This window comes from Micromonospora sp. NPDC023814, from assembly GCF_040639595.1.
Lineage (GTDB): Bacteria > Actinomycetota > Actinomycetes > Mycobacteriales > Micromonosporaceae > Micromonospora.
In genome coordinates, this window is the sequence record NZ_JBFAAF010000006.1 from 86,842 (window position 1) to 108,231 (window position 21,390).

Here is a 21,390-nt window from a genome sequence, read left to right on the forward strand (position 1 = left end):
CGCAGCCGGCACCGGCCACCGCCACGCAGGAACGACAATCGCTACGACCACCCTGCAAGGAGCAACCGATGGACCTCAACCGCTGGCTGTGGATCGCCACCGGGCTGCTGACCGTTGTCCTCCTGGTCAGCACCTCCAAGATGTTCGTACCCAGGGAGAAGATGGCCTCCATGGGGGGCCACGCCGCGGAATGGGTCCTGGATTTCAGCCCCGGCACCCTCAGGGTCATCGGAACCCTCGAAATCCTGGCTGCGGCGGGCCTGGTCCTGCCCGCGGTCCTCGACATCGCGCCGGTTCTGGTGCCGGTGACCGCCACCTGTGTGGCGTTGCTGTTCGCCGGCGCGGCGACCATGCGCCTCCGCCGTGGCGAGACGGTGACGATCGTGCCCGATCTGGTCTATCTCGCCATGGCCGCCTTCGTGGCGTGGGGCCGCTTCGGCCCCGAGTCCTTCACCGGCTGACGGGGTCAGCAGGTCGACAGGTGCGGGCTCGGTGCTGCGGTCTCACAGGCGGGGCAGCTCGACAGCGTCCCCGGGGCGAGCCTGCCGGGCACCCGCCACGCGACCGACGCGGCCGTGCTCGGCACCAGGCGTCCGACGACGGATGGGCGGCCGGGGTTGCCGGATGCCCGGGCGCGTCAGCGCAGGCCGGTGAGGACCTTCTCGTACCTGGCGCGGTCAGTTTTGGGCGTCCTCGCCTCCAGGTAGTTGAGCACCACGGTGCCACGCCGGAAGGACTGGCCGCCCCAGGTCTCGGCGATGTCGCTGGCGCTCGACTCGTCCGGGAAGACGTAGACGGTGACGGCGTCGGTGGCGATCAGCTCGGAGCAGCCCAGGCCGAGGCCGTCCGGCCCGCAGTCGACCGAGCGGTCCCGCGGGTTCGGCACCTTCAGCCCGGCCGCCTTGAACGCGTCGACGACCTGCCGCGCGCCGGGCGTCCCGGTCGGCCGGACGGGCAACGCCACCGGCGGCGGGCTGGCGGGGCGACGCTCCGTGGTCCCGGCGCTCGGCCCGGCCGGACCCGCGCCGGTGGACGGTGCGGCGGGCGTCGTGGCCGTCCCGGGCGCCCCCGTGGAGCCCGACGGCACGTCGGCGGCCGGCGTCGACGCCGAGGCGGCCGGGGGCGCGGCAGGCGGCGGTTCCTCCGCGTCGTCCCCGCAGGCGGCGGTCAGGGCGGCGGCGATCACGAGCACCGCGACGGCGGGCAGGCTCCGGTTGGTCACCCCTGGCAGTCTGCCCAACCCGGTCCCGTCCCGGCAGTGGCCGGTCGGCCATCCGGCTGTCCCATATCCGCCAGCGCCGCCCCGGGCCGGGGACCGCGCGGCGGTCGACGCGCTGTCCCGCTGCACGACGAGCTGATCCTCGAACTGCGGCTCACCACCGGCGGCTAGCCTGCCCGGCATGGACCGCACGCCCTGGATCTCGCTGACCACCGACTACGGTCTCGCCGACGGCTTCGTGGCCGCCTGCCACGGGATGATCGCCCGGCTCGCGCCGGCCGCCCGGGTGATCGACGTGACCCACCTGGTGCCGCCGGCCGACGTGCGCCGGGGCGCGGCGGTGCTGGCGCAGACCGTGCCCCACCTGCCCGAGGGCGTGCACGTGGCGGTGGTCGACCCCGGCGTCGGCACCGCCCGCCGGGGCGTCGCCCTGGCCGCGCCGCGCGGGCTGCTGGTGGGGCCGGACAACGGCCTGCTCGTCGACGCCGCCGAGGCGCTGGGCGGGGTCACGGCGGCCGTCGAACTGACCGCTCCGGACTGGCTCGCGCCCGAGGTGTCCCGCACGTTCCACGGCCGGGACGTCTTCGCGCCCGTCGCCGCTCGGCTGGCGCTCGGCGCCCCGCTGTCCGGGGCCGGCCCGGCCGTCGACCCGGCCACCCTGGTCCGGCTGCCGGCGCCGGTCGTCCGGCCGGAGGCGGCGGGCTTCACCGCCGAGGTGCTGACCGTGGACCACTTCGGCAACGTGCAACTGGCGGCGCCGGCCGACCTGCTGGCGCCGCTGCCGGCCTGGGTGCGGGTGCGGCCGGACGTCGAGCCGGGGGCCGGGCGCGAGGCCGTGCACGGCCGCACCTTCGGGGACGCCCCGGCGGGCGGGCTGGTGGTGCACGCCGACTCGGCCGGCCTGGTCGCCGTGGCGGTCAACGGCGGCCGGGCGGTCGACCTGCTCACGGTGGCGCCGGGCGACCTGCTGCGCGTCACGGCCGGGTGACCGCGGCGCCGGGTCCCGGGCGGCGAGGGAGGATGGACGGGTGCCCGAAGGCGACACCGTCTGGAACACCGCCCGCGTCCTGCACCGCACGCTGGCGGGCGCCCGCCTGACCGGCAGCGAATTCCGGGTGCCGCAGCTCGCCGCGACCGACCTCACCGGCTGGACGGTGCGGAAGTCTGTCAGCCGGGGCAAGCACCTGCTGCTCCGCCTCGTCGCGCCGCCGGAGGACGCACCGCCGGGAAACGCACCGGGAGGCGCCGTTCCGGGAGGCGGCGGGGCGCGCTGGACGCTGCACTCCCACCTGCGGATGAAGGGCGCCTGGCGGGCGTACGCGCCGGGGGAACGGTGGACCGCCCGGCCGGCGCACCTGATCCGGGTGGTGCTGCGCACCCCGCAGGCGGTCGCCGTCGGCTACCACCTGCACGAGCTGGCACTGGTGCCGACGGCCGAGGAGGACTCGCTGGTCGGCCACCTCGGCCCCGACCTGCTCGGCACGGACTGGGACCCGGCCGAGGCGGTACGCCGGCTGGCCGCACACCCGGACGTCACCATCGGCGAGGCCCTGCTGGACCAGCGCAACCTGGCCGGCGTCGGCAACCTCTACAAGTGCGAGATCCTGTTCCTGCGCGGCGTGTCGCCGTGGACGCCGGTACGCGCCGTGCCGGATCTCGCCGGCACCGTGGCCCTGGCGCAGAAGCTGCTCGCGGCCAACCGGGGCCGCTGGACGCAGAGCACCACCGGGTCGCTGCACCGGGGGCAGACCAGCTACGTCTACGGGCGGCGCGCCCAGCCCTGCCGCCGGTGCGGCACCGCGATCCGCAAGGAGGAGCTGGGCGCGCGGGTCACCTACTGGTGCCCCGTCTGCCAGCCCGAACGCCCGGCCGGCTGACGACCCCGGGGGCACGTCGGCCCTCCCTCCGCCACCGGCCGGCCGACGTGGGGCCGGCGTGTCGGGCGAGACACTCCGCCGGTGTGGCGGGAAAGTCGCGTCCCCGCCACAGATACGGACGATTGGGTACTTCCTAACCCCGCCGTCGCGTCGCATGCTGCGGTTGACTCCTCACGCATCGTCAGCGACGCGCGACCGGGCCGCCACGCCGCCGTGGCGGGCCGCGCGCCCGGACACCGGGGAGAGCCATGGACCTGTTCCGCAGACTCCGGATCCCGTGGGAGCGGGCGGCGCCCCGCACCGGGAACGGCGCCCCCGCCGGGTCCCGCCCGGCGGCGGGGCCAGTCCCGGCGGCCCGGCGCGTGGAGGAGCCGGTCGTGGTGCCGGCCAGCCTCGACCCGGCGGCCGTCCCGCGCTGCTTCGGCCCGGTGCCGAACTACGCCCGCAGCCCGCTGCCGGTCGTCGGGGCCGACGGCCGGGTGGTGCCCGGCACCGGCATCCGCAAGTTCGTCGACGCGCTGCCCGGCCTCGGCACGCTCGGCCACACCCAGTTGGGCGGCCACCTCCCCGTGGCGGTGCCCGACACCATCAGCTACCCGGGCTGCGACTACTACGAGATCGTCCTGGAGCAGTACGCGCAGCGGCTGCACCGGGACCTGCCGGCGACCCGGCTGCGCGGCTACCGCCAACTCAACCTCGGCACGGACGCCGACGGGCACAACACGGTCGTGCCGGCGGGGCGCCCCTGGCACCTCGGCCCGGTCATCCTGGCCCGCCGGGGCCGCCCGGTCCGGGTCAAGTTCATCAACCACCTCCCCACCGGCCGGGCCGGGGAGCTCTTCCTGCCCGTCGACCCGACCGTCGAGGGCGCGGGGACGGGCCCGCTCGACGGGCCCGCGCCCTACCCGCAGAACCGGGCGGTGCTGCGCCTGGCGGGCGCGCACACCGGGTGGATCAGCGCCGGCAACCCCTGGCAGTGGGTGACCCCGGCGGGCGAGATCACCCCGTACCCGAACGGGATCGGCCCGACCCACGTCCCCGACATGCCGCCGCCCGGCGCGGGTGCCACCACGCTCTACTACCCGAACGAGCAGAGCGGGCGGCTGTGCTGGTTCCACGACAACACCGTCGGCCTGGCCCGGCTGACCGTCTACTCCGGGCAGCTCGCGCTCTACCTGCTCACCGACCCGGCCGAGGAGGAGCTCGTCGCCGACGGCGTACTGCCCGCCGACCAGCTCCCGCTGGTGATCGAGGACAAGACGTTCGTGCCGGACGACACCCAGCTCGCCGGGGAGGACCCGACCTGGGACCGGGACCGCTGGGGCTCCCGGGGCAGCCTCTGGCACCCGCACGTCTACCAGCCCCGGCAGAACCCGCACCGCGCCGACGGGACGAACCCGACCGGCCGGTGGGACTACGGCCCGTGGTCGCGTACGGCCGACGAGCCCGGGCCGCGGGAGCACCCCGGGACGCCCGACGCCGGCCCGGTGCCGAACCCGCACCACGACCCGGTCACGGACCCGGAGGAGCCGCCGCTGACGCCCGGCGTCCCGCACCCGTCGGCGGTGCCGGACGCGTTCGGCGACACCATGCTCGTCAACGGGATCGCGTACCCGTACCTGGAGGTCGAGCCGCGGACGTACCGCTTCCGGGTCCTCAACGCCTGCCTGGACCGCGGCCTGAACCTCCAGCTCTACCGGGCCCGCTCCGACGGCCCGATGTGGGACCCGGAGGGCGACCTGGCCGACGCGGACGCCGGCGAGGTGCCGATGGTGGAGGCGGTCCGCGCGCCGGACCGTCCGGCGGGCTGGCCGACGGACGGGCGCGAGGGCGGGGTCCCGGACCCGCGCGCCGCCGGCCCGGAGCTGGTCCAGATCGGCAACGAGGGCGGCCTGCTCCCCGCGCCGGTGGTCGTGCCCAACCAGCCGGTCGGCTACCGGTACGACCGCCGGGACCCGACCGTGCTCAACGTCGACTCGCACGCGCTGCTGCTCGCCCCGGGCGAGGTGGCCGACGTGCTGGTCGACTTCTCGACCGTGCCGCCGGGCGGCACGGTGATCCTCTACAACGACTGCCCCGCCCCGCTGCCCGGCTTCGACCCGCGCGCCGACCACCACACGGGCGCCCCGGACCGCACCGCCGAGGGCGGCCCGCCGCCGACCCGCCCCGGGTACGGCCCGAACACCCGCACGCTGCTCCAGTTCCGGGTCGCCGGCACCCCGGCGCCGCCGTACGACCTGGCCCGGCTGCGGGACCGCCTGCCCCGCGCGTACGCGGCCAGCCAGCGCCCGCCGATCGTGCCGCAGGCGGCGTACGACGCGGCGTTCGGCACCCGTACCGGCCGGGAAACGGTCGTCCCGGTGCACGCCGCCACGGTCAGCTTCGTGCCGACCGCCGGCGCCGCCCCGGTGCTCCTCCCGTTGCAGGTGAAGGCGGTGCAGCAGGTCTTCGAACCGGAGCACGGCCGGCTCGTCGGCCGGCTGGGCGTCGGGCACCCGCACGCCGGGCCGCTCGCCCCCACCACCCTGCCGCTCGGCCCGACCGATCCGGCCACCGAGGTGCTGCACGTGAGCGATCCGGCCGTCGGAGTGGGCGCGCCCGCCGACGGCACCCAGCTCTGGCGCATCCGCGGCAACAGCCGGCAGACCCAGCCGGTGCGGTTCGCCGGCTGCGACGTCCAACTGGTCAACCGGGTCGGCTGGGACGGCGCCACCCGCCCGCCGCACCCTGCCGAGCGGGGCTGGAAGCAGGTGGTCCGGGTCAACCCGCGGGAGGACGTGATCGTCGCCCTGCGCCCCGTCGCGCCGCCCCTGCCGTTCAAGATCGGCGACAGCGTACGGCTGCTCGACCCGGCCCGGCCGGCCGGCGCCCGGACCGGCTCGACCCCGGTCAGCCCGATCGACGGCCGGCCGTCGCTGGTGGTGAACCAGCTCGTCAACCTGGGCTGGGAGTACCACTGGCACAGCCAGCTCGCCGGGCACCGCGACCAGGGCATGACCCGGCCCCTGGTGCTGCGGGTCTCGCCCAGGGCACCGACCGGGCTGACCGCGACCCCGGCCCCGGGCTCGGCGACGGCGCTGCCGGCGATCGCGCTGGCCTGGACGGGCAACGGCAGCCGCCCGGCGGCCACCAGCCACCTGCTCCAGCGGGCCACCGACGCCACCTTCACGCAGGGGCTGACCGCGATCACCGTGGCGGCCACGGCGAGCCGCTACACCGACGCCACCGTCACCCCCGGGGCGACCTACCACTACCGGATCCGGGCGGAGAACGCGGTGAGCTGCTCCACCTGGTCCAACAGCGTGCCGGCGTCGGTGCAGCTCGCCGCGCCGGCGGGGCTGACCGCGGCGATCCCGCCGGCCGCTCCGCTGCGGATCGCGCTGCGCTGGACCAACCGTTCCTACGCCACCGGCATCGACGTGCAGCGGGCCACCAACCCGACCTTCAGCAGCGGGCCGGGCACCACGGCGATCGGGGTCGGCGACAACCACCTCGACGCGGCGGTCGCCCCGGACACCACGTACTACTACCGGGTGCGGAGCACCTACCTCGGGGCCGCGTCACCCTGGTCGACGGTGGCCCGGGCGACCACGCCGCCGGCCCCGGGCCTGCCCACGGGGGTGACCGCCACCGCCACGGCACCCGGGCCCGACACGGCGACGGTGATCCTCGGCTGGTCGTCGAGCACCCCCGCCGGACCGGGGGCCGGGTTCATCGTGCAGCGGGCGCTGGACCCGGCATTCAGCCGGGAGGTGTCGACCTTCACCGTCACCGGCCGCGGCTTCACCAACACCGGCCTGGCGCGGGGCGTCACCTACCACTACCGCATCCGGTCGTTCAACGTCGTCGGCAGCTCCCCGTTCACCGGCCCGGTGCCGGTCACGACGCCGCCGTGATCAGGGAGTGCGCAGCGGCCCGCCTGATCAGGGAGTGCGCAGCGGCCCGCCTGATCAGGGAGTGCGCAGCGGCCCGCCTGATCAGGGAGTGCGCAGCGGCGCGCCCGCGCCGCGCAGCTCGGCCAGCGCCGAGGCGACCCCGTGCAGCAGGTCGGTCGCCTCGGTCAGGCGGGAGGCGGCCGGGTGGTCGGCGTCGGGACGCGCGTCCTCGGCGACGTAGCCGGCGGCGGCCACGACCAGCCGCTCGTACGCCGCGACGCCCTGCTCCAGTTGGCCGGCCAACGCCCGGTGCGCCTCGGCCAGCGGCGGTCGGGCGTCGTCGGGGGCGAGCCGCAGCGCGCGTTCGACACTGGCCACCCGGCCGGCGAGGTCCCGCAGCGAGCGGTCGGCGTCGGCCGCCTCCGACACGGCGGGCCCGGCCAGCCCGGTCAGCCGGCCGGCCATCCCGGCGAGGGTGAGGGCGGCCCGGTCCAGCCGGGCCCACGGCTCGGCGGCGCTGGTGCCGCGCAGCGCCACCCGGGAGCGCACCCGGCGCACCTCGGCCAGCACGCCGGGGCCGGCGGGGAGCCGCTCCACGGCGGCGACGAAGCGGGCGCGGGATCGGGCGGCGGCCTCGGCCGGGTCGAGCGCGGGCGGCGCCGGCCGGGCGGCCAGCGCGCGCAGGTCGACCCAGCGCCAGGCGGCGAGCACCACCGCCCCGCCCGCCCCGGCCGCCCAGGCCGCGTCGGGCAGCCCGAGCCCGGCGTACGGGGTCAGCACGGCGGCCGCGCCGCCGAGGCCCCCTGCCGTGACGCTCCACCGGCGGGCGGACCGCCGCAACCGACTCAGGTGCCGGAAGTATCGCGTGCGCTCGTCTGCCACCTCTGCTGCCTCCTCGACCTGACCGGCCTCAGCCGGCGGCGGTGGTGTCCCCGGTGCCGCGTTCCCGGCCCATGCTGGCCCGGATCTCGTCCAGCCGGGCGGCGGCGGCCGGGTCGGCGGCCGGCGCGGCGGGCTCCGTACGCGCGACGGGCGGTCGTTCCTGCCTGCCGCCGAGCTGCTCACCGGCCATGCTCGACCGGATCTGCTCCAACCGGGCGGAGCCGGCCGAGTCGAGGGTCGCCTTCTGGATCTCCAGCATCCGGCCCTCGACGGAGTTGCCGGCCAGCTCGGCGCGGCCCATCGCGGTGGCGTACCGCTGCTCGATCCGGTCGCGCACCTCGTCGAGCGAGGGGGTGTTGGCGGGCGCGGTCAGCGCCGACATCGACTCCAGCGAGCGGGCCACGCTCTCCTGCATCTTGGCCTGCTCCAGCTGGCTGAGCAGCTTGGTGCGCTCGGCGAGCTTCTGCTGGAGGATCATCGAGTTGTTCTCGACGGCCCGGCGGGCCTGGGCGGCGGCGCCCAGCGCCTGGTCGTGCAGGGTCTTCAGGTCCTCGGTGGCCTGCTCGGCGGAGACCAGTTGGGTGGCCAGGGTCTGCGCGGAGTGCTCGTAGCGGTTGGCCTCGGCCTCGTCGCCCCGGGCGCGGGCCTGGTCGGCGAGGACGAGGGCCTGGCGCGCGTTGGCCTGGAGCCGCTCGACCTCCGACATCTGGCGGGACAGCTTCATCTCCAGCTGCCGCTGGTTGCCGATCACCGCGGCAGCCTGCTGGACGAGCGCCTGGTGCTGGCGCTGGGCCTCCTCGATGGCCTGCTGGATCTGCACCTTGGGATCGGCGTGCTCGTCGATCCTGGCGCCGAACAGCGCCATCAGGTACTTCCAACCCTTGACGAACGGGTTAGCCATCTCCCCGGTATCCCCTCAGTAGCGTCGCTCCGCCTCGGCCGGGCGGGCCCGGCCGGCTGCGGCGCGGCAGTGGCTCCATCGTCCCAGCCGGACGCCACCGGGGCATCCGTACCGGCCAGCGAAGCGAGCGCCGACGCCGTCCGCGATCAACCCTACGCGGCGGTCGCCACCGCGACCATGGGACGCGAACGGGGGTGGGGTGGGTGGGTCAGGCGGCGCAGACCACGTCGCGGTCGCCCCCGCGGACGCGGGAGGTGCGCAGCGTGGCCTTCAGCGGCGAATCCTGGCGGACCTGGACGGCGACCTTGCCGTCGGAGCTGACCTGGTGCACGCCCCGGCCGGTGGCCTTGCGCACCGTGGTCACCCCGGCGGTGTCGACGGTCTCGTCCTGCACCGGCACGAGCACGCCCGGCATCTGCTCGGCGAGCGCGACCGTGTCGCTGACCTCGCGCAGCAGCTCGGACAGGCGGGCGCCCAGCGCGTCGCAGATCGCCGCCAGCAGCTCGCTGGACGGCTCCTTCTGGCCGCGCTCGATCTCGGAGAGGTAGCCCAGGCTGACGTTGGCGGCGGAGGAGACCTCGCGCAGGGTGCGGTGCTGCCCCTGCCGGCGCGCCCGCAGTGCGTCACCGATAACCCGGCGTAGCAGGACCATTCGCACCTCCCCTGAGGGACACCGCTGTTTCGCGCGGCCGTCCGGCACGTCGTGCCGGCTCCGACCGTCGGAGCCTTCCCGCAACCGTACCCGTTGCCGGCCCCGCCGACATCCCACCCCGCCTCTCGGATTGCGGAGTCTGCTCAGCCTGTGGGATCGGCTCGGCGTGGGACGCCGAGCCCGCGTTGCGGGGGTCGGGCTCGGCTTGCGGGGCCGGGCCCGGCCCGACCCGACCCGACCCGCGGGTCGGCTCAGTGCCGCCCGGCGGCGGCGGTGTCGGTCCGCCCGGCTTCGGCCTCGCCCGCGTCGGCGCGGTGGATCCGCTCGGCGAGCAGCCGCAGCGCCTCGACGACCGCCGCGGAGCGGATGTGGTCGCGGCCACCGTCCAGGTCGAGCTGCCGGACGTCGGCCCCGGCGGGCCCGGCCACCGCCACGTAGACCAGCCCGACCGGCTTGCCGTCCTGCGGCTCCGGGCCGGCCACCCCGGTCGTGGCCAGACCCCAGTCGGCCCCGCAGCGCCGCCGCCCGCCCTCCGCCAGGGCCACCGCCACATCCGGGTCGACGGGCCCGCGGTCGGCCAGCAGATCCTCCGCGACGCCGGCGAGCTGCGACTTCAACTCGGTGGCGTAGACCACCAGCCCGCCCCGGAAGATGCCGCTCACCCCGGCGATCTCCACGATCGAGGCGGCCAGCAGCCCCCCGGTCAACGACTCCACCGTGGCCAGGGTCTCGTGGCGCTCCGCCAGACTGTGCACCACGCCCGCCGCCGGGCTGCCCACCGGCCGCGCGCCGGCCGCGTCACTCTCCATGTCCCAGCTCCTTCCCCCGCCCCGCCGGGCCTACTCATCCTCCCCGAGCCGACAGGATCACAGGGTGGGCGGCCTGGATCCCCGGCCCGCCCGAGCTGTGCCGGCCCGGGTCGGTCCGGATGGCCGCCGAGCTCGGCCTGCTGCGCCGGAGCGCCGCCGGGAGACCGGGTCAGGAGGCGGGCCGGCGCAGGCGCAGGGCCTGGGCGACGTAGTCGAAACCGGTGACCACCGTGACCCCGACCGCCGCGGCCATGATCCACGGGCCGACGGCGGCGAGGGCGGCCGGCATGGGCCACAGGTACCAGGTGATCGCGAGGATCTGGAGCGCTGTCTTGATCTTGCCGCCCCGGCTGGCCGCGATCACCCCGTGCCGGATCACCCAGAAGCGCAGCGCGGTGATGCCCAGCTCGCGGGCGAGGATCACCGTGGTCACCCACCAGGGCAGCCGGTCGTACCAGGAGAGCAGCAGCAGCGCGGCGCCGGTGAGCGCCTTGTCGGCGATCGGGTCGGCGACCTTGCCGACCGAGGTGACCAGGGCGAAGCGGCGGGCGATCCAGCCGTCGACCAGGTCGGTCACCGAGGCGACGGCGAAGATCAGGCAGGCGGCCATCTGCGAGCCGGCGTGGGTCATCCCCGAGATGACCAGGGACGCGCCGAAGATCGGCACCAGGACCAGCCGCAGCGCGGTGAGCGCGTTCGCCGCGTTCAGCACGGGCACCCGGGCCACCACCGGCGCCGGCGTGGAATCCGTCGCCCCGGTCACCGCCGCCCCCGGCTCCGGCCGCCGTGGCGCACCTGGCACCCCACCACGTGGCTCCCCCGCTCTGTCCGGGCCCGCCGTCACCGTGCCGCGCCGGGCGCAGCCGAGATCATCTCATCCGGGACCGCGACGAGGTCCACCCCTTCGGTGCCCGTCACCGTCGCCCGCACCAGGTCGCCCGGGCGCAGCGCGGCGAGGTCCACCCCGCCGCCGGACGGCGCGACGAGGGTGGTCGAGCCGTCGACCTCGGGGGCCTGGTGGGCCGCCCGCCCCTCGACCACGCCGTCGGCGACCGAGTCGACCAGCACCTCGACGGTGGAGCCGAGCCGCTCCTCGGCCCGCTGCGAGCAGAGCTCGTCGGCGAGCGCGCCGAGCCGGTCGTACCGGCGCTTGACGGTGGCGGCGGAGACCTTGCCGGGCAGCCCGGCGGCCTCGGTGCCGTCCTCGTCGCTGTAGTCGAACACGCCGATCGCGTCGAGCCGCGCCTCGGTCAGGAAGCGGACCAGCTCCTGGTAGTCGGCGCGGGTCTCGCCCGGGAAGCCGACGATGAAGTTGCTCCGCGCACCCGCCTCCGGGGCCAGGGCGCGGGCGCTCGCCAGCAGCTCCAGGAACCGGTCGGTGGAGCCGAAGCGGCGCATCCGGCGCAGCACCGGCTCGCTGGAGTGCTGGAACGACAGGTCGAAGTACGGGGCCACGCCGGGCGTGGTGGCGATCGCCTCGACCAGGCCGGGCCGGGTCTCGGCCGGCTGGAGGTAGCTCGCCCGCACCCGGACGATGCCGTCGATCGCGGCGAGCTGCGGCAGCAGCTTCTCCAGCGCCCGGGGATCGCCCAGGTCCTTGCCGTACGAGGTCGAGTTCTCGCTGACCAGCACCAGCTCGCGGACGCCGGTCTTGGCCAGCCACTCCGCCTCGGCGAGCAGCTCGTCCGGCGTACGCGAGACGAAGGCGCCGCGGAAGGCGGGGATGGCGCAGAACGCGCAGCGCCGGTCGCAGCCGCTGGCGAGCTTCAGCGAGGCGACCGGGCCGGTGTCGAGCCGGCGGCGCAGCACCTGGCGCAGGTGTGCCGGGGTGTGCTCGTCGGTCTCGGTGACGCCCCGCGCGGGGGTGCCGTGGCCGGGCAGCGACACCGCGCTGTCCCGGCGGGAGACCGGGGTCAGCGGGAGCAGCTCACGGCGGTCGCGCGGGGTGTGCGCGTGGATCGCCTCGCCGGCGACCACGGCGTCCAGCCGGGCGGCGATGTCCGGGTAGTCGTCGAAGCTGAGCACGGCCTGCGCCTCGGGGAGGCTGTCGGCCAGCTCACGGCCGTACCGCTCGGCCATGCAGCCGGCCGCGACCACCTTCGCGCCGGTGTCGGCGGCGGCCAGCAGGGTCTGGATGGAGTCCTGCTTCGCCTTCTCCACGAAGCCGCAGGTGTTCACGACCACCACGTCGGCGCCCTCGCCGTCGGTGGTGACCTGCCAGCCGTCGGCGTGCAGCCGGGCGGCCAACTCCTCCGAGTCGACCTCGTTGCGGGCGCAGCCCAGCGTCAGCAGGGCGACGCGGCGGCCGGCGGAGTTGTCGGAAGGGGAGGTGGCAGACACCATCCGAGGGTACCGGGCCGTCCGCGACCCCCACGCACGCCCGTCCTGCGAGAAAGGGCACGCGACGCCCCTGGTGGAGCAAGGGGCCCTTCCTGACGCTCCTGGCGGGCGGGGTGACGGGTGCCGCGCCGGTCAGACGGTCGCCGCGCCGACCCGGACCAGGCGGTCGAGCAGGAACACCTCGGTGCCGGCCAGGCCGGTCGAGCAGAAGACCGAGACCTCGTCCGCGCCGGTCCGGCCCGGCACCGCGCCGGCCAGCACCGCGCCCAGGTCGCGCAGCCGCCCGGCGTACGCCGGCAGCGCCGCGAGCATCGGCGGGTCGTACGCGGTGGCCTGCGCCGGCGAGTCGGTGACCAGCAGGTCGGCGGCGTCCAGCAGGTCGGGGCCGAACTCGTGCCGGTCGACCTGCTTGAAGCCGACCGTGTTGACGTGGGTGCCGGGAGCGAGGTCGGCGGCGTCGAGCACCGGGGTGACGCTGGTGGTGGCGAGCACCACGACGTCGCGGTCGGCCACGGCGGCCCGGGCCGACTCCACGGCGCGCGCCGGCACGCCCAGCTCGGCGCGCACCCGGGCGGCGAACGCCTCCCGCCGGACGGCGGAGCGGCTGTGCACCGTGACCTCGCGCAGCGGGCGGACCGCGGCCGCCGCCCAGACCTGCGTCCACGCCTGCCGGCCCGAGCCGACCACGCCCAGGGTGGCGGCGTCCGGGCGGGCCAGGGCGTCCACGGCGGCCCCGCCGAGCCCGCCGGTGCGGCGGGAGCCCAACTCCTCCCCGACCGCCACCGCCCGGACCGCCCCCGTACGCCCGTCGTGCAGCACCACCACCTGCTCGCTCTCCGGGTGCCCGAACGTGTCGTACGAGCGGAAGCCGTACCACTCGCCGGTGAGGTGCCCGGCGGTGAGCACCATCCGCCCCCCACCCAGCGGCGCGGCGGCCCGGGGCGGGGCCACCAGGCGGCCGGCGTACGCGGCGAGCAGGGCGTCCCGCATGGCCGCCACGGTGGTGGGGGCGTCCAGCGCGGCGGTGACCTCGGCGTCGGAGAAGAGCAGCGGCATGCGCCCATACTGCAAGTTGAAGTCAAGTTAAGGTCAACGAGGGGTGGCGGGGCTCACCACCCTCCTCCGGCACGTCCCGTCCGGTGCTAGCGTCGGCCCTGACGGCCACGGCCGTCCCGGACGAGTGGTGGGCGTACCCGGTCAGGCCAAGACGCCCGCGTGACGTGCAGACCCGACTCGTCCCGGCCCCGGAGGTCCGGGCGCAACCGCAGAGGTGATCTTCAATGGCCTGGATCGTGCTGGTGATCTCTGGACTCCTCGAGACGGCGTGGGCGATCGCCCTCGACCGCAGCGCCGGCTTCAGCCGTCCCGTCCCGTCGGCGGTCTTCGCGGTGACCCTGGTGCTCAGCATGGCCGGGCTGGGGTACGCGCTGCGCGAGATCCCGGTCGGCACCGGCTACGCCGTCTGGGTCGGCATCGGGACGGTCGGCACCGCCCTGGTCGGGATGCTCGCCCTGAACGAGCCGGCCAACCTGCCCCGGATCGCCTGCCTCCTGCTGGTGATCGCCGGCATCGTGGGCCTGAAGATCTTCCACTGAGGACCGCACGGCGCGGCCCGCATCTGCACCATCCTGGGCTTCGTCTTCGCGGTCATCGCGATCCTGTTCCTGCCGCCGCTGTTCGGCCTCGCCGGCCTGATCCTCGGGATCGTCGGCGCCGTGCTCGGCGACAAGCCGCTCGGCTGGTACACCGCCGTCGCCAGCGTGGCCGGCGCGATCATCGGCATGGTCATCGGCGCCGCCCTCTACAACTCCTGACCGCCGCTCCCCCACGGACGGGCCCGCCGGCTTCCGGCGGGCCCGTCCGTGTCCGACCCGGCCGACCAGGGCGGGACAAGGGAGCAGGCGACGTGTCGGCGCCCGGTCGGCGTCACTCCTCGCCGCCGCGCAGGCCGACCAGGACCTCCTCCAGCTCGTCGGGCTTGACCAGCACGTCGCGGGCCTTGGAGCCCTCCGACGGGCCGACCACGCCCCGGGTCTCCATCAGGTCCATCAGCCGGCCCGCCTTGGCGAAGCCGACCCGCAGCTTGCGTTGCAGCATGGAGGTCGAGCCGAACTGCGAGGTGACCACCAGCTCGACGGCCTGCACCAGCAGGTCGAGGTCGTCGCCGATGTCCTCGTCGATCTTCTTCTTGCCGCTGTCCGGCGCGGCGAGCACGTCGGGGCGGAACTCCGGCTCGCGCTGGTCCTTGCAGAACTTCACCACGTCGGCGATCTCGCGCTCGGTCACCCAGGCGCCCTGGATCCGGATGGGCTTCGAGGCGCCCATCGGCAGGAAGAGACCGTCACCGCGGCCGAGCAGCTTCTCCGCGCCCGGCTGGTCGAGGATGACCCGCGAGTCGGCCAGGGAGGAGGTGGCGAACGCCAGCCGGGACGGCACGTTCGCCTTGATCAGGCCGGTGACCACGTCGACCGAGGGACGCTGGGTGGCCAGCACCAGGTGGATGCCGGCGGCCCGGGCGAGCTGGGTGATCCGGACGACCGAGTCCTCCACGTCGCGCGGGGCGACCATCATCAGGTCGGCCAGCTCGTCCACGATCACCAGCAGGTACGGGTACGGGCGCATCTCCCGCTCGCTGCCCGGCGGGGCCTTGATCTCGCCGGTGCGCACCTTGCGGTTGAAGTCGTCGATGTGCCGGACCCCGTTGGCGGCGAGGTCGTCGTAGCGCATGTCCATCTCGCGGACGACCCACTCCAGCGAGTCCGCCGCCTTCTTGGCGTTGGTAACGATCGGCGTGACCAGGTGCGGGATGCCCTCGTAGCCGGTCATCTCGACCCGCTTCGGGTCGATCAGCAGCAGCCGCACCTCGTCCGGCGTGGCCCGGGTGAGAATGGACACCAGCAGCGAGTTAAGGCAGGACGACTTGCCCGCGCCGGTCGCGCCGGCGATCAGGATGTGCGGCATCTTGGCGAGGTTGGCCACCACGTAGCCGCCCTCGATGTCCTTGCCGAGCGCCACCACCATCGGGTGGTGGTCGCTGGTGGCGGCCCGCGAGCGCAGCACGTCGCCGAGCGCCACGTTCTCCGGGTCGGTGTTCGGGATCTCCACGCCGACCGCGCTCTTGCCCGGGATCGGGCTGAGGATCCGCACGTCCGGCGACTTCACCGCGTACGCGATGTTGCGGGAGAGCTGGGTGATCCGCTCGACCTTGACGCCCGGGCCCAGCTCCACCTCGTAGCGGGTGACGGTCGGCCCGCGGGTGAAGCCGGTGACGGCGGCGTCCACGTCGAACTGCTCGAAGACGCCGGTGAGCGCGGCGATCACCTCGTCGTTGGCCCTGCTCCGGCTCTTCGGGGCCGCGCCGCCGCTGAGCATGTTCGCCGGCGGCAGGGTGTAGTCGCCGGCCAGCCCGGTCAGCGCGAGCTGCTCGGCCCGGGTCGGTGCGGGCGAGTGCTCCGGCGGCTCGACCGGCTTGCGGCTGGCCGGGACCTTGCCGCGAGGCTTGCGGGGCAGCACGAGGGTTTCCTGGAGGTCCGCCCCGTCGAGGTCGTCGTCGAACTCCGCCGGGTCGACCGGCGGCGGCGCCGCCCGCTTCGTCGCGCGCTTGCGGGCGGGCTTCGCGGGCGCCTCGTCCGTCTCCTCCTCCGCCGGCGGGGCGACCAGGGTGCCGGCGAGCAGGCCGAGCCGCTCCGGGATCTTGTTGATCGGTGTCGCGGTGACCACCAGCAGGCCGAAGACCAGCAGCAGGATCAGCAGCGGCACGGCGACCCAGGCGGTGACGGCCCGCTCCAGCAGGCTGCCCACGCCCGCGCCGACCAGGCCGCCGGCGAAGTCGCGCTGGACCGCGTCGACCGGGTTCTGCCCGATGTGCAGCATCGCTGCGGTGGCGACCAGCATCGAACCCCAGCCGACCAGCCCCCGGCCGCGGTGCTCCGGGTCGCCGGGCTCGCGCATGAGGCGCCAGGCCCCGATCATCAGCAGCACCGGCACCACGATGGCGATCGCGCCGAGGAAGAGCCGGACGGTGTCGGCCAACTGCTCGCCGACCGGGCCGGCGCCGGAGAACCAGATGGCCACCGCGCTGAGCAGGGCGAGGCCGAAGACCAGCAGCCCCGCGCCGTCGCGGCGGTGCTCCGGGTCGAGCCCGCGGGCCGAGGCGGCCTGCCGGCCGGCGGCGCGGAACGTCCAGCCGACGCCGTGCGCCAGCCCCATCCACAGTGCGCCGACCGCGCGTCCGACGAGGAGCCCCGGGCCCGGCCGCGCCGCGGGCCGCCGCCGGGGGGCCGCCCGGGCGGTCTTCTTCGCCGGCTGGCGGGCACGACTGTTCGTGGTGCCACGCGGCGACGCGCCGCGCCGCCGACTCGCCTGAGAGGTACGGCCCGCCATAGCATCAACTTAACGGCGTGACCCGGCAGATCGCCGCTTTTCCGGGTCGTGTCCGCGCGTCGCAGCGCGGACCCCGCCGCTTCACGTGATATCTGTCTCAGAAGGGATGCCCGATGGCGTCGCCGGGAATCGAGGACGCTCCGGACGGCCCCCTGGCCGGGCACCCGGCGGCGCTGCGACCGCTGACCGGTGAGCTGATCGCCGCCGTGCTGCGCAGCCGGGGGTACGTGGTCCAGGCCGACGCGGACGGCGACCTGGTCGGCCGCTGGGCCGACAGCCTGATCTGGTTCCTGCGGCCGGGCGCCGCCGGTGAGCTGCTCCAGGTCCGCACCCTGGCCGCGCCGACGTTCCCGATCGAGTACGTGCCGGCGCTGCACGCCTTCTGCAACGCGTGGAACCACGACCGGCTCTGGCCGAAGGCCTTCGTGCACGTCGAGGACGACGGGCGGGCCCGGGTCTGCGGCGAGGTCATCACCGACCTGGAGCGCGGCGTCACCCCGCACCAGCTCGACCAGCTGCTCGACTGCGGTATCGCCACCGGCTGCCAGCTCGCCACCGAGGTCGCCCGGCTGCCCGGCGGAGTCGTGGCGTGACGGGCCGGGGCGGGGAGCCGGCCCCGCGCGGGCTGGACCCCTTCGGGCCGACCGGCCGGTGGGGCGGGCGGCGGCGCGGGGGCGGGCACCGAGACCCGGCGCTGGCCGAGGCGCTCGCCGACGCCCGCGACGCGCCCGACGGCGAGGCCCGCAGCGCGGAGCTGGAACGGATCGCCGCGCACGCCGACGCCACCGGCGACGACCGGTCCGCGGTGGAGGCCCGGTTCGCGCTGATCGAGGGCTGTCTGCTGCACGGGGAGCGGTGGCGGCTGGTCGAGCCGGTGCGCCGCTGCCTCGCCGCCGTCGACCGTCGCCCCGACCTGCTGCCCGGCCCGGACGCCGCGCTGCTGCTGCGCTACCAGCGGTACGCCGTGGAGTCCCTGCTCGGCAGCCCCCGGGTCGGGCTGGACCAGGCCCGGGCCATGCTGGACGACCTCGCCGCCCGGGCCGCCGCCCGCTCCCCCGTTGCGCCGGACGTCGGCGACGCAGCCGCCCCGCCGGGCGGGACAGGCTCCGGCGGTGCCGCCCCGGCGGGCGCGACGGGCCACGGCGGGGCCCCGGCGGGCGTAACGGGCCACGGCGGCGCCCCGGCGGGCGTAACGGGCCACGGCCGCGCCGGCGGGTCGGGCGGGGACGCGGCGGTGGTCGCCGAGCTGCGCTGCCGGATCGCCGACCACCTGGGCGACGAGCCGACCGCCCGGCGGTGGTTCGACCGCTGGTCGGCGGCCGGGGCGGGGCCGGCCGGCGGCTGCCCCGGCTGCGCGCCGGCCCGGCGCGCGGAACTGCTCGCCGGATGGGGCGACCACCGGGCCGCGCTGGACGCGCTGGCGGACGCGCCGGCCGGCACGGGCGGCTGCACCGAGCAACCCGAGCGGGCGCTGGCCGCCGGGCTGCTGCCCTGGCTGCGCGCCGGGGAGCCGGAGCGGGCGGCCGAGGCGCACGTGCGGGCGTACCGGCGGCACCGGCGGGAGCAGGCCGCCTTCCCGTACCTCGCCGCGCACCTGCGGTGGTGCGCGCTGGCCGGGCACCCCGCCCGGGGGCTGGACGTCCTGGCCGAGCAACTGCCCCGGCTGGACCGGCCGCACGACGACCTGTCCGCGATGGAGTTCGCCGCCGCCGGGGCGCTGGTCTGCACGCTCGCCGTCGAGGCGGGGCTGGGGGGTCGGACGGTGCACCGACCCGGGTACGGCGACCGGCCGGCCGCCGACCTCGACGTGGCCACGCTCGGCGCCACCCTGCTCGGGTTGGCCACCGCGCTGGCTGGCAGCTTCGACGCCCGCAACGGCACCGGCCACCAGTCCGGCCGGATCGCGTCCTGGCTGGCCGAGCGGCCGCTCGCCGCACCGGTGCCGCTGCCGCCCGACGACGACCCGGGCGACCGGGACGATCCGGACGACCCGGCCGACGACGGCCCGCCGGCCGACGGGGAGCCGCGCCCGCTGAGCCTGGAGATGATCACGGCCGCCCTGGACCGGCGCGGGGACCACTACGCCGTGGACGCCGACGGCACCGTGGTCGGCCGGTGGGGCGAGGCGCTCATCCAGTTCCGTCGGGCCGGCGAGCGGGGCGAGATCCTCCGGGCGCGCGCGGTGGCGAGCCGCCGGCTGCCGGCCGACCGGCTCGCCGAGGCGTACGCGTTCTGCAACGCGTGGAACCACGACCGGCTGCTGCCGAAGGCGTACGTGCACGACCTCGGGGGCGAGTTGGTGCTGGCCGGCGACGTCAGCACCGACCTGGCGCACGGGGTGGCCCCGGCCCAGCTCACGGTCCTGCTCGACGCGGCCGTCGACACCGGCGTCGCGTACGCCGATGCCGTGGCCGCGCTGCCCTGACCGGCCGGGCGGGCTCACAGGTGAGGCCCGAAACCCGCCGGACGATCTCCTCCCGCCCTGGTGGACTCGTGCCCTTGACATCCTCCCCGTCCTCAAGGACGGGGAGTCCCTGGGTCGCCCCATAGGTTTCCTGTTTCATCGCCGACCGCCCCGTTCGGGAGGCGCTGCGCTCCGGCTCGTACGACTCGCTGGCCGGCGCGATCAGCTACGGCGAGCTGAACGCGCTGCTGGCCTGAGCCGACGGCTCCGGACGCCGCGACGCCCGCCGGCACACGGGGTGCGGGCGGGCGTCGGTGGAGCGCGGTCAGACCTCGACGACGGTGGGCACGATCATGGGCCGGCGCCGGTACGCGTCGTTCACCCACCGCCCCACGGTGCGCCGGACGATCTGCTGGAGCTGGTGCGGGTCGGTGATGCCGTCGGAGGCCGCCCGGTTCAGTGCCTCGGTGACCAGCGGGATAACCGGGTTGAACGCCTCCGGGTCCTCGGAGAAGCCCTTCGCCGACAGGGTCGGGCCGGCGACCACCTTGCCGGTGACCGAGTCGACGACCACGGTGGTGGCGATGAACCCGCCGTCGCCGAGGATCCGCCGCTCGGTGAGCAGCGACTCGCTGACGTCGCCGACGGCGAGGCCGTCGACGTAGACGTAGCGGCTCTTCACGTGCCCGACGAGGCTGGCCCGGCCCTCGACGAGGTCGACGACGTCGCCGTCCTCGCAGAGCACCACGCGGTCGGGGGCGACACCGGACTCGATGCCGAGCCGGGCGTGCGCGCGCAGGTGCCGCCACTCACCGTGCACCGGCATCAGGTTGCTGGGGCGTACCACGTTCAGCAGGTAGAGCAGCTCGCCGGCGGGGGCGTGGCCGGAGACGTGCACCTTGGCCACGTCCTTGTGCACCACCACCGCGCCGGCCCGGGCCAGCCGGTTGATGACCCGGTAGACGGACGTCTCGTTGCCGGGCACCAGCGACGAGGCGAGCACCACCGTGTCGCCGGGGGCGATGGTGATGTGCCGGTGGTCGCCGCTGGCCATCCGGCCCAGGGCGCTCATCGGCTCGCCCTGCGAGCCGGTGGACATCAGCACGATCTGCTCGGGCGGCATGGTGGTCGCCTCTTCCAACCCGACGACCAGCCCGGCCGGGATGTTGAGCAGCCCGAGGTCGCGGGCGATGCCCATGTTGCGGACCATGGAGCGGCCGATCAGGGCGACCTTGCGGCCGTGCTCGGCGGCGGAGTCGAAGACCTGCTGCACCCGGTGCACGTGCGAGGCGAACGAGGCGACGATGATCCGGCCGCGCGCCTTCGCGAAGATCGAGTCGAGCACCGGCCCGATCTCGCGTTCGGGGGTGACGAAGCCGGGGATCTCCGCGTTGGTGGAGTCCGACAACAGCAGGTCCACGCCCTCGGCGCCGAGCCGGGCGAACCCGGCCAGGTCGGTGATCCGGCCGTCCAGCGGGAGCTGGTCCATCTTGAAGTCGCCGGTGTGCAGCACCAGGCCGGCCGGGGTGCGGATGGCCACCGCGAGCGCGTCCGGGATCGAGTGGTTGACCGCGAAGAACTCGCACTCGAACGGGCCTAGCCGCTCCCGGCCGCCCTCCCGCACGGTCAGCGTGTAGGGCTGGATCCGCCGCTCGGCGAGCTTCGCCTCGACCAGGGCCAGCGTGAACTGCGAGCCCACCAGCGGGATGTCGGGCTTGTGCGCGAGCAGGTAGGGCACCGCGCCGATGTGGTCCTCGTGACCGTGGGTGAGCACGATCGCCTGCACGTCGTCGAGCCGGTCGAGGATCGGGCCGAAGTCCGGCAGGATCAGGTCGACGCCGGGCTGCTCCACGTCCGGGAAGAGCACCCCGCAGTCGACGACGAGCAGCTTGCCGTCGTACTCGAAGACGGTCATGTTGCGACCGATGGCGCCGAGCCCGCCGAGCGGGATGATCCGCAGCCCACCCTCCGGCAGCGGCGGGGGCAGTTCCGCCTCGATGTGCGCCTCGGTCACGCGTCCACCTCATTCTGCGGCGCCGTCATCCGGC

At 75.7% G+C, this 21,390-nt stretch carries 16 protein-coding genes, 1 pseudogene and 1 riboswitch; of the genes and pseudogenes, 7 read left to right on the top strand and 10 right to left on the bottom strand.

All coding sequences use genetic code 11. The features are described 5' to 3' along the window. Nucleotides 1-68 precede the first annotated feature (68 nt). A complete protein-coding gene (locus AB0G14_RS04905) occupies nt 69-461 on the top strand; it encodes a DoxX family protein (protein WP_357693795.1) in 393 nt (130 codons plus the stop codon). Between the two features lie 176 nt (nt 462-637). Here the strand turns inward: AB0G14_RS04905 and AB0G14_RS04910 are convergent, their stop codons facing one another. Next, a complete protein-coding gene (locus AB0G14_RS04910; protein ID WP_357693797.1) occupies nt 638-1,222 on the bottom strand; it encodes a hypothetical protein in 585 nt (194 codons plus the stop codon). Between the two features lie 178 nt (nt 1,223-1,400). Here AB0G14_RS04910 and AB0G14_RS04915 point away from each other — a divergent pair, with 178 nt between their 5' ends. The 3 genes from AB0G14_RS04915 (at nt 1,401) to AB0G14_RS04925 (ending at nt 6,992) form a co-directional block, all read left to right on the top strand. Further along, nucleotides 1,401-2,207: an SAM-dependent chlorinase/fluorinase gene (locus AB0G14_RS04915; RefSeq protein ID WP_357693799.1), complete on the top strand. Its 807-nt coding sequence runs from the start codon at nt 1,401-1,403 to the stop codon at nt 2,205-2,207. A 40-nt stretch (nt 2,208-2,247) separates the two neighbouring features. Further along, nucleotides 2,248-3,096 (top strand): zinc finger domain-containing protein, encoded by an 849-nt coding sequence (locus tag AB0G14_RS04920; RefSeq protein WP_357693801.1) that lies wholly within the window; start codon nt 2,248-2,250, stop codon nt 3,094-3,096. A 248-nt stretch (nt 3,097-3,344) separates the two neighbouring features. Then, complete coding sequence (locus AB0G14_RS04925) at nt 3,345-6,992, top strand: hypothetical protein (protein WP_357693803.1); 3,648 nt, start codon at nt 3,345-3,347, stop codon at nt 6,990-6,992. A gap of 81 nt (nt 6,993-7,073) precedes the next feature. On the opposite strand, the gene AB0G14_RS04930 is transcribed toward AB0G14_RS04925, so the two are convergent. The 7 genes from AB0G14_RS04930 to AB0G14_RS04960 form a co-directional block, all read right to left on the bottom strand. Next, the gene (locus AB0G14_RS04930) at nt 7,074-7,853 is read right to left on the bottom strand and encodes a hypothetical protein (RefSeq protein WP_357693805.1); all 780 of its coding nucleotides are present in this window, start codon (nt 7,851-7,853) and stop codon (nt 7,074-7,076) included. Nucleotides 7,854-7,881: 28 nt separating this feature from the next. Then, nucleotides 7,882-8,754 (bottom strand): PspA/IM30 family protein, encoded by an 873-nt coding sequence (locus AB0G14_RS04935; RefSeq protein WP_357693807.1) that lies wholly within the window; start codon nt 8,752-8,754, stop codon nt 7,882-7,884. 208 nt (nt 8,755-8,962) lie between these two features. Continuing rightward, nucleotides 8,963-9,406, bottom strand: coding sequence for a helix-turn-helix transcriptional regulator (locus tag AB0G14_RS04940; RefSeq protein WP_350683725.1), 444 nt, complete (start codon nt 9,404-9,406; stop codon nt 8,963-8,965). A gap of 251 nt (nt 9,407-9,657) precedes the next feature. Continuing rightward, nucleotides 9,658-10,215, bottom strand: coding sequence for a CinA family protein (locus AB0G14_RS04945; protein ID WP_357693809.1), 558 nt, complete (start codon nt 10,213-10,215; stop codon nt 9,658-9,660). Between the two features lie 169 nt (nt 10,216-10,384). Next, nucleotides 10,385-10,978, bottom strand: a complete 594-nt coding sequence (gene pgsA / locus AB0G14_RS04950) for a CDP-diacylglycerol--glycerol-3-phosphate 3-phosphatidyltransferase (protein ID WP_357693811.1) — start codon at nt 10,976-10,978, stop codon at nt 10,385-10,387. A gap of 77 nt (nt 10,979-11,055) precedes the next feature. Further along, nucleotides 11,056-12,558 (bottom strand): 30S ribosomal protein S12 methylthiotransferase RimO, encoded by a 1,503-nt coding sequence (gene rimO, locus AB0G14_RS04955; RefSeq protein ID WP_357693813.1) that lies wholly within the window; start codon nt 12,556-12,558, stop codon nt 11,056-11,058. A gap of 129 nt (nt 12,559-12,687) precedes the next feature. Beyond that, the gene (locus AB0G14_RS04960) at nt 12,688-13,611 is read right to left on the bottom strand and encodes an ornithine cyclodeaminase family protein (protein WP_357693815.1); all 924 of its coding nucleotides are present in this window, start codon (nt 13,609-13,611) and stop codon (nt 12,688-12,690) included. A 97-nt stretch (nt 13,612-13,708) separates the two neighbouring features. Beyond that, a riboswitch (guanidine-III (ykkC-III) riboswitch) is annotated at nt 13,709-13,773 on the top strand. Nucleotides 13,774-13,835: 62 nt separating this feature from the next. On the opposite strand from AB0G14_RS04960, the gene AB0G14_RS04965 reads away from it, so the two are divergent. Further along, nucleotides 13,836-14,150 carry a multidrug efflux SMR transporter gene (locus tag AB0G14_RS04965; protein WP_357693817.1) on the top strand — a complete coding sequence of 105 codons (315 nt, stop codon included), beginning with the start codon at nt 13,836-13,838 and terminating at the stop codon, nt 14,148-14,150. Between the two features lie 331 nt (nt 14,151-14,481). On the opposite strand, the gene AB0G14_RS04970 is transcribed toward AB0G14_RS04965, so the two are convergent. Further along, a complete protein-coding gene (locus AB0G14_RS04970; RefSeq protein WP_357693819.1) occupies nt 14,482-16,938 on the bottom strand; it encodes a DNA translocase FtsK 4TM domain-containing protein in 2,457 nt (818 codons plus the stop codon). A 113-nt stretch (nt 16,939-17,051) separates the two neighbouring features. On the opposite strand from AB0G14_RS04970, the gene AB0G14_RS04975 reads away from it, so the two are divergent. Next, on the top strand, nt 17,052-17,531 hold the full coding sequence (locus AB0G14_RS04975; RefSeq protein WP_357693821.1) for a YbjN domain-containing protein: 480 nt from the start codon (nt 17,052-17,054) through the stop codon (nt 17,529-17,531). Nucleotides 17,532-17,635: 104 nt separating this feature from the next. After that, a pseudogene (locus tag AB0G14_RS04980) lies at nt 17,636-19,363 on the top strand (YbjN domain-containing protein); the annotation flags it as partial. 304 nt (nt 19,364-19,667) lie between these two features. Here the strand turns inward: AB0G14_RS04980 and AB0G14_RS04985 are convergent. Beyond that, complete coding sequence (locus tag AB0G14_RS04985; protein ID WP_357693823.1) at nt 19,668-21,356, bottom strand: ribonuclease J; 1,689 nt, start codon at nt 21,354-21,356, stop codon at nt 19,668-19,670. Nucleotides 21,357-21,390: the final 34 nt, after the last annotated feature.

Bases quoted from the DNA above. Each gene is read 5' to 3' on its own strand.
- AB0G14_RS04905 (WP_357693795.1), top strand. From the start codon at position 69: ATGGACCTCAACCGCTGGCTGTGGATCGCCACCGGGCTGCTGACCGTT.
- AB0G14_RS04915 (WP_357693799.1), top strand. From the start codon at position 1,401: ATGGACCGCACGCCCTGGATCTCGCTGACCACCGACTACGGTCTCGCC.
- AB0G14_RS04925 (WP_357693803.1), top strand. From the start codon at position 3,345: ATGGACCTGTTCCGCAGACTCCGGATCCCGTGGGAGCGGGCGGCGCCC.
- AB0G14_RS04935 (WP_357693807.1), bottom strand. From the start codon at position 8,754: ATGGCTAACCCGTTCGTCAAGGGTTGGAAGTACCTGATGGCGCTGTTC.
- AB0G14_RS04940 (WP_350683725.1), bottom strand. From the start codon at position 9,406: ATGGTCCTGCTACGCCGGGTTATCGGTGACGCACTGCGGGCGCGCCGG.
- AB0G14_RS04945 (WP_357693809.1), bottom strand. From the start codon at position 10,215: ATGGAGAGTGACGCGGCCGGCGCGCGGCCGGTGGGCAGCCCGGCGGCG.
- rimO (WP_357693813.1), bottom strand. From the start codon at position 12,558: ATGGTGTCTGCCACCTCCCCTTCCGACAACTCCGCCGGCCGCCGCGTC.
- AB0G14_RS04960 (WP_357693815.1), bottom strand. From the start codon at position 13,611: ATGCCGCTGCTCTTCTCCGACGCCGAGGTCACCGCCGCGCTGGACGCC.
- AB0G14_RS04965 (WP_357693817.1), top strand. From the start codon at position 13,836: ATGGCCTGGATCGTGCTGGTGATCTCTGGACTCCTCGAGACGGCGTGG.
- AB0G14_RS04970 (WP_357693819.1), bottom strand. From the start codon at position 16,938: ATGGCGGGCCGTACCTCTCAGGCGAGTCGGCGGCGCGGCGCGTCGCCG.
- AB0G14_RS04975 (WP_357693821.1), top strand. From the start codon at position 17,052: ATGGCGTCGCCGGGAATCGAGGACGCTCCGGACGGCCCCCTGGCCGGG.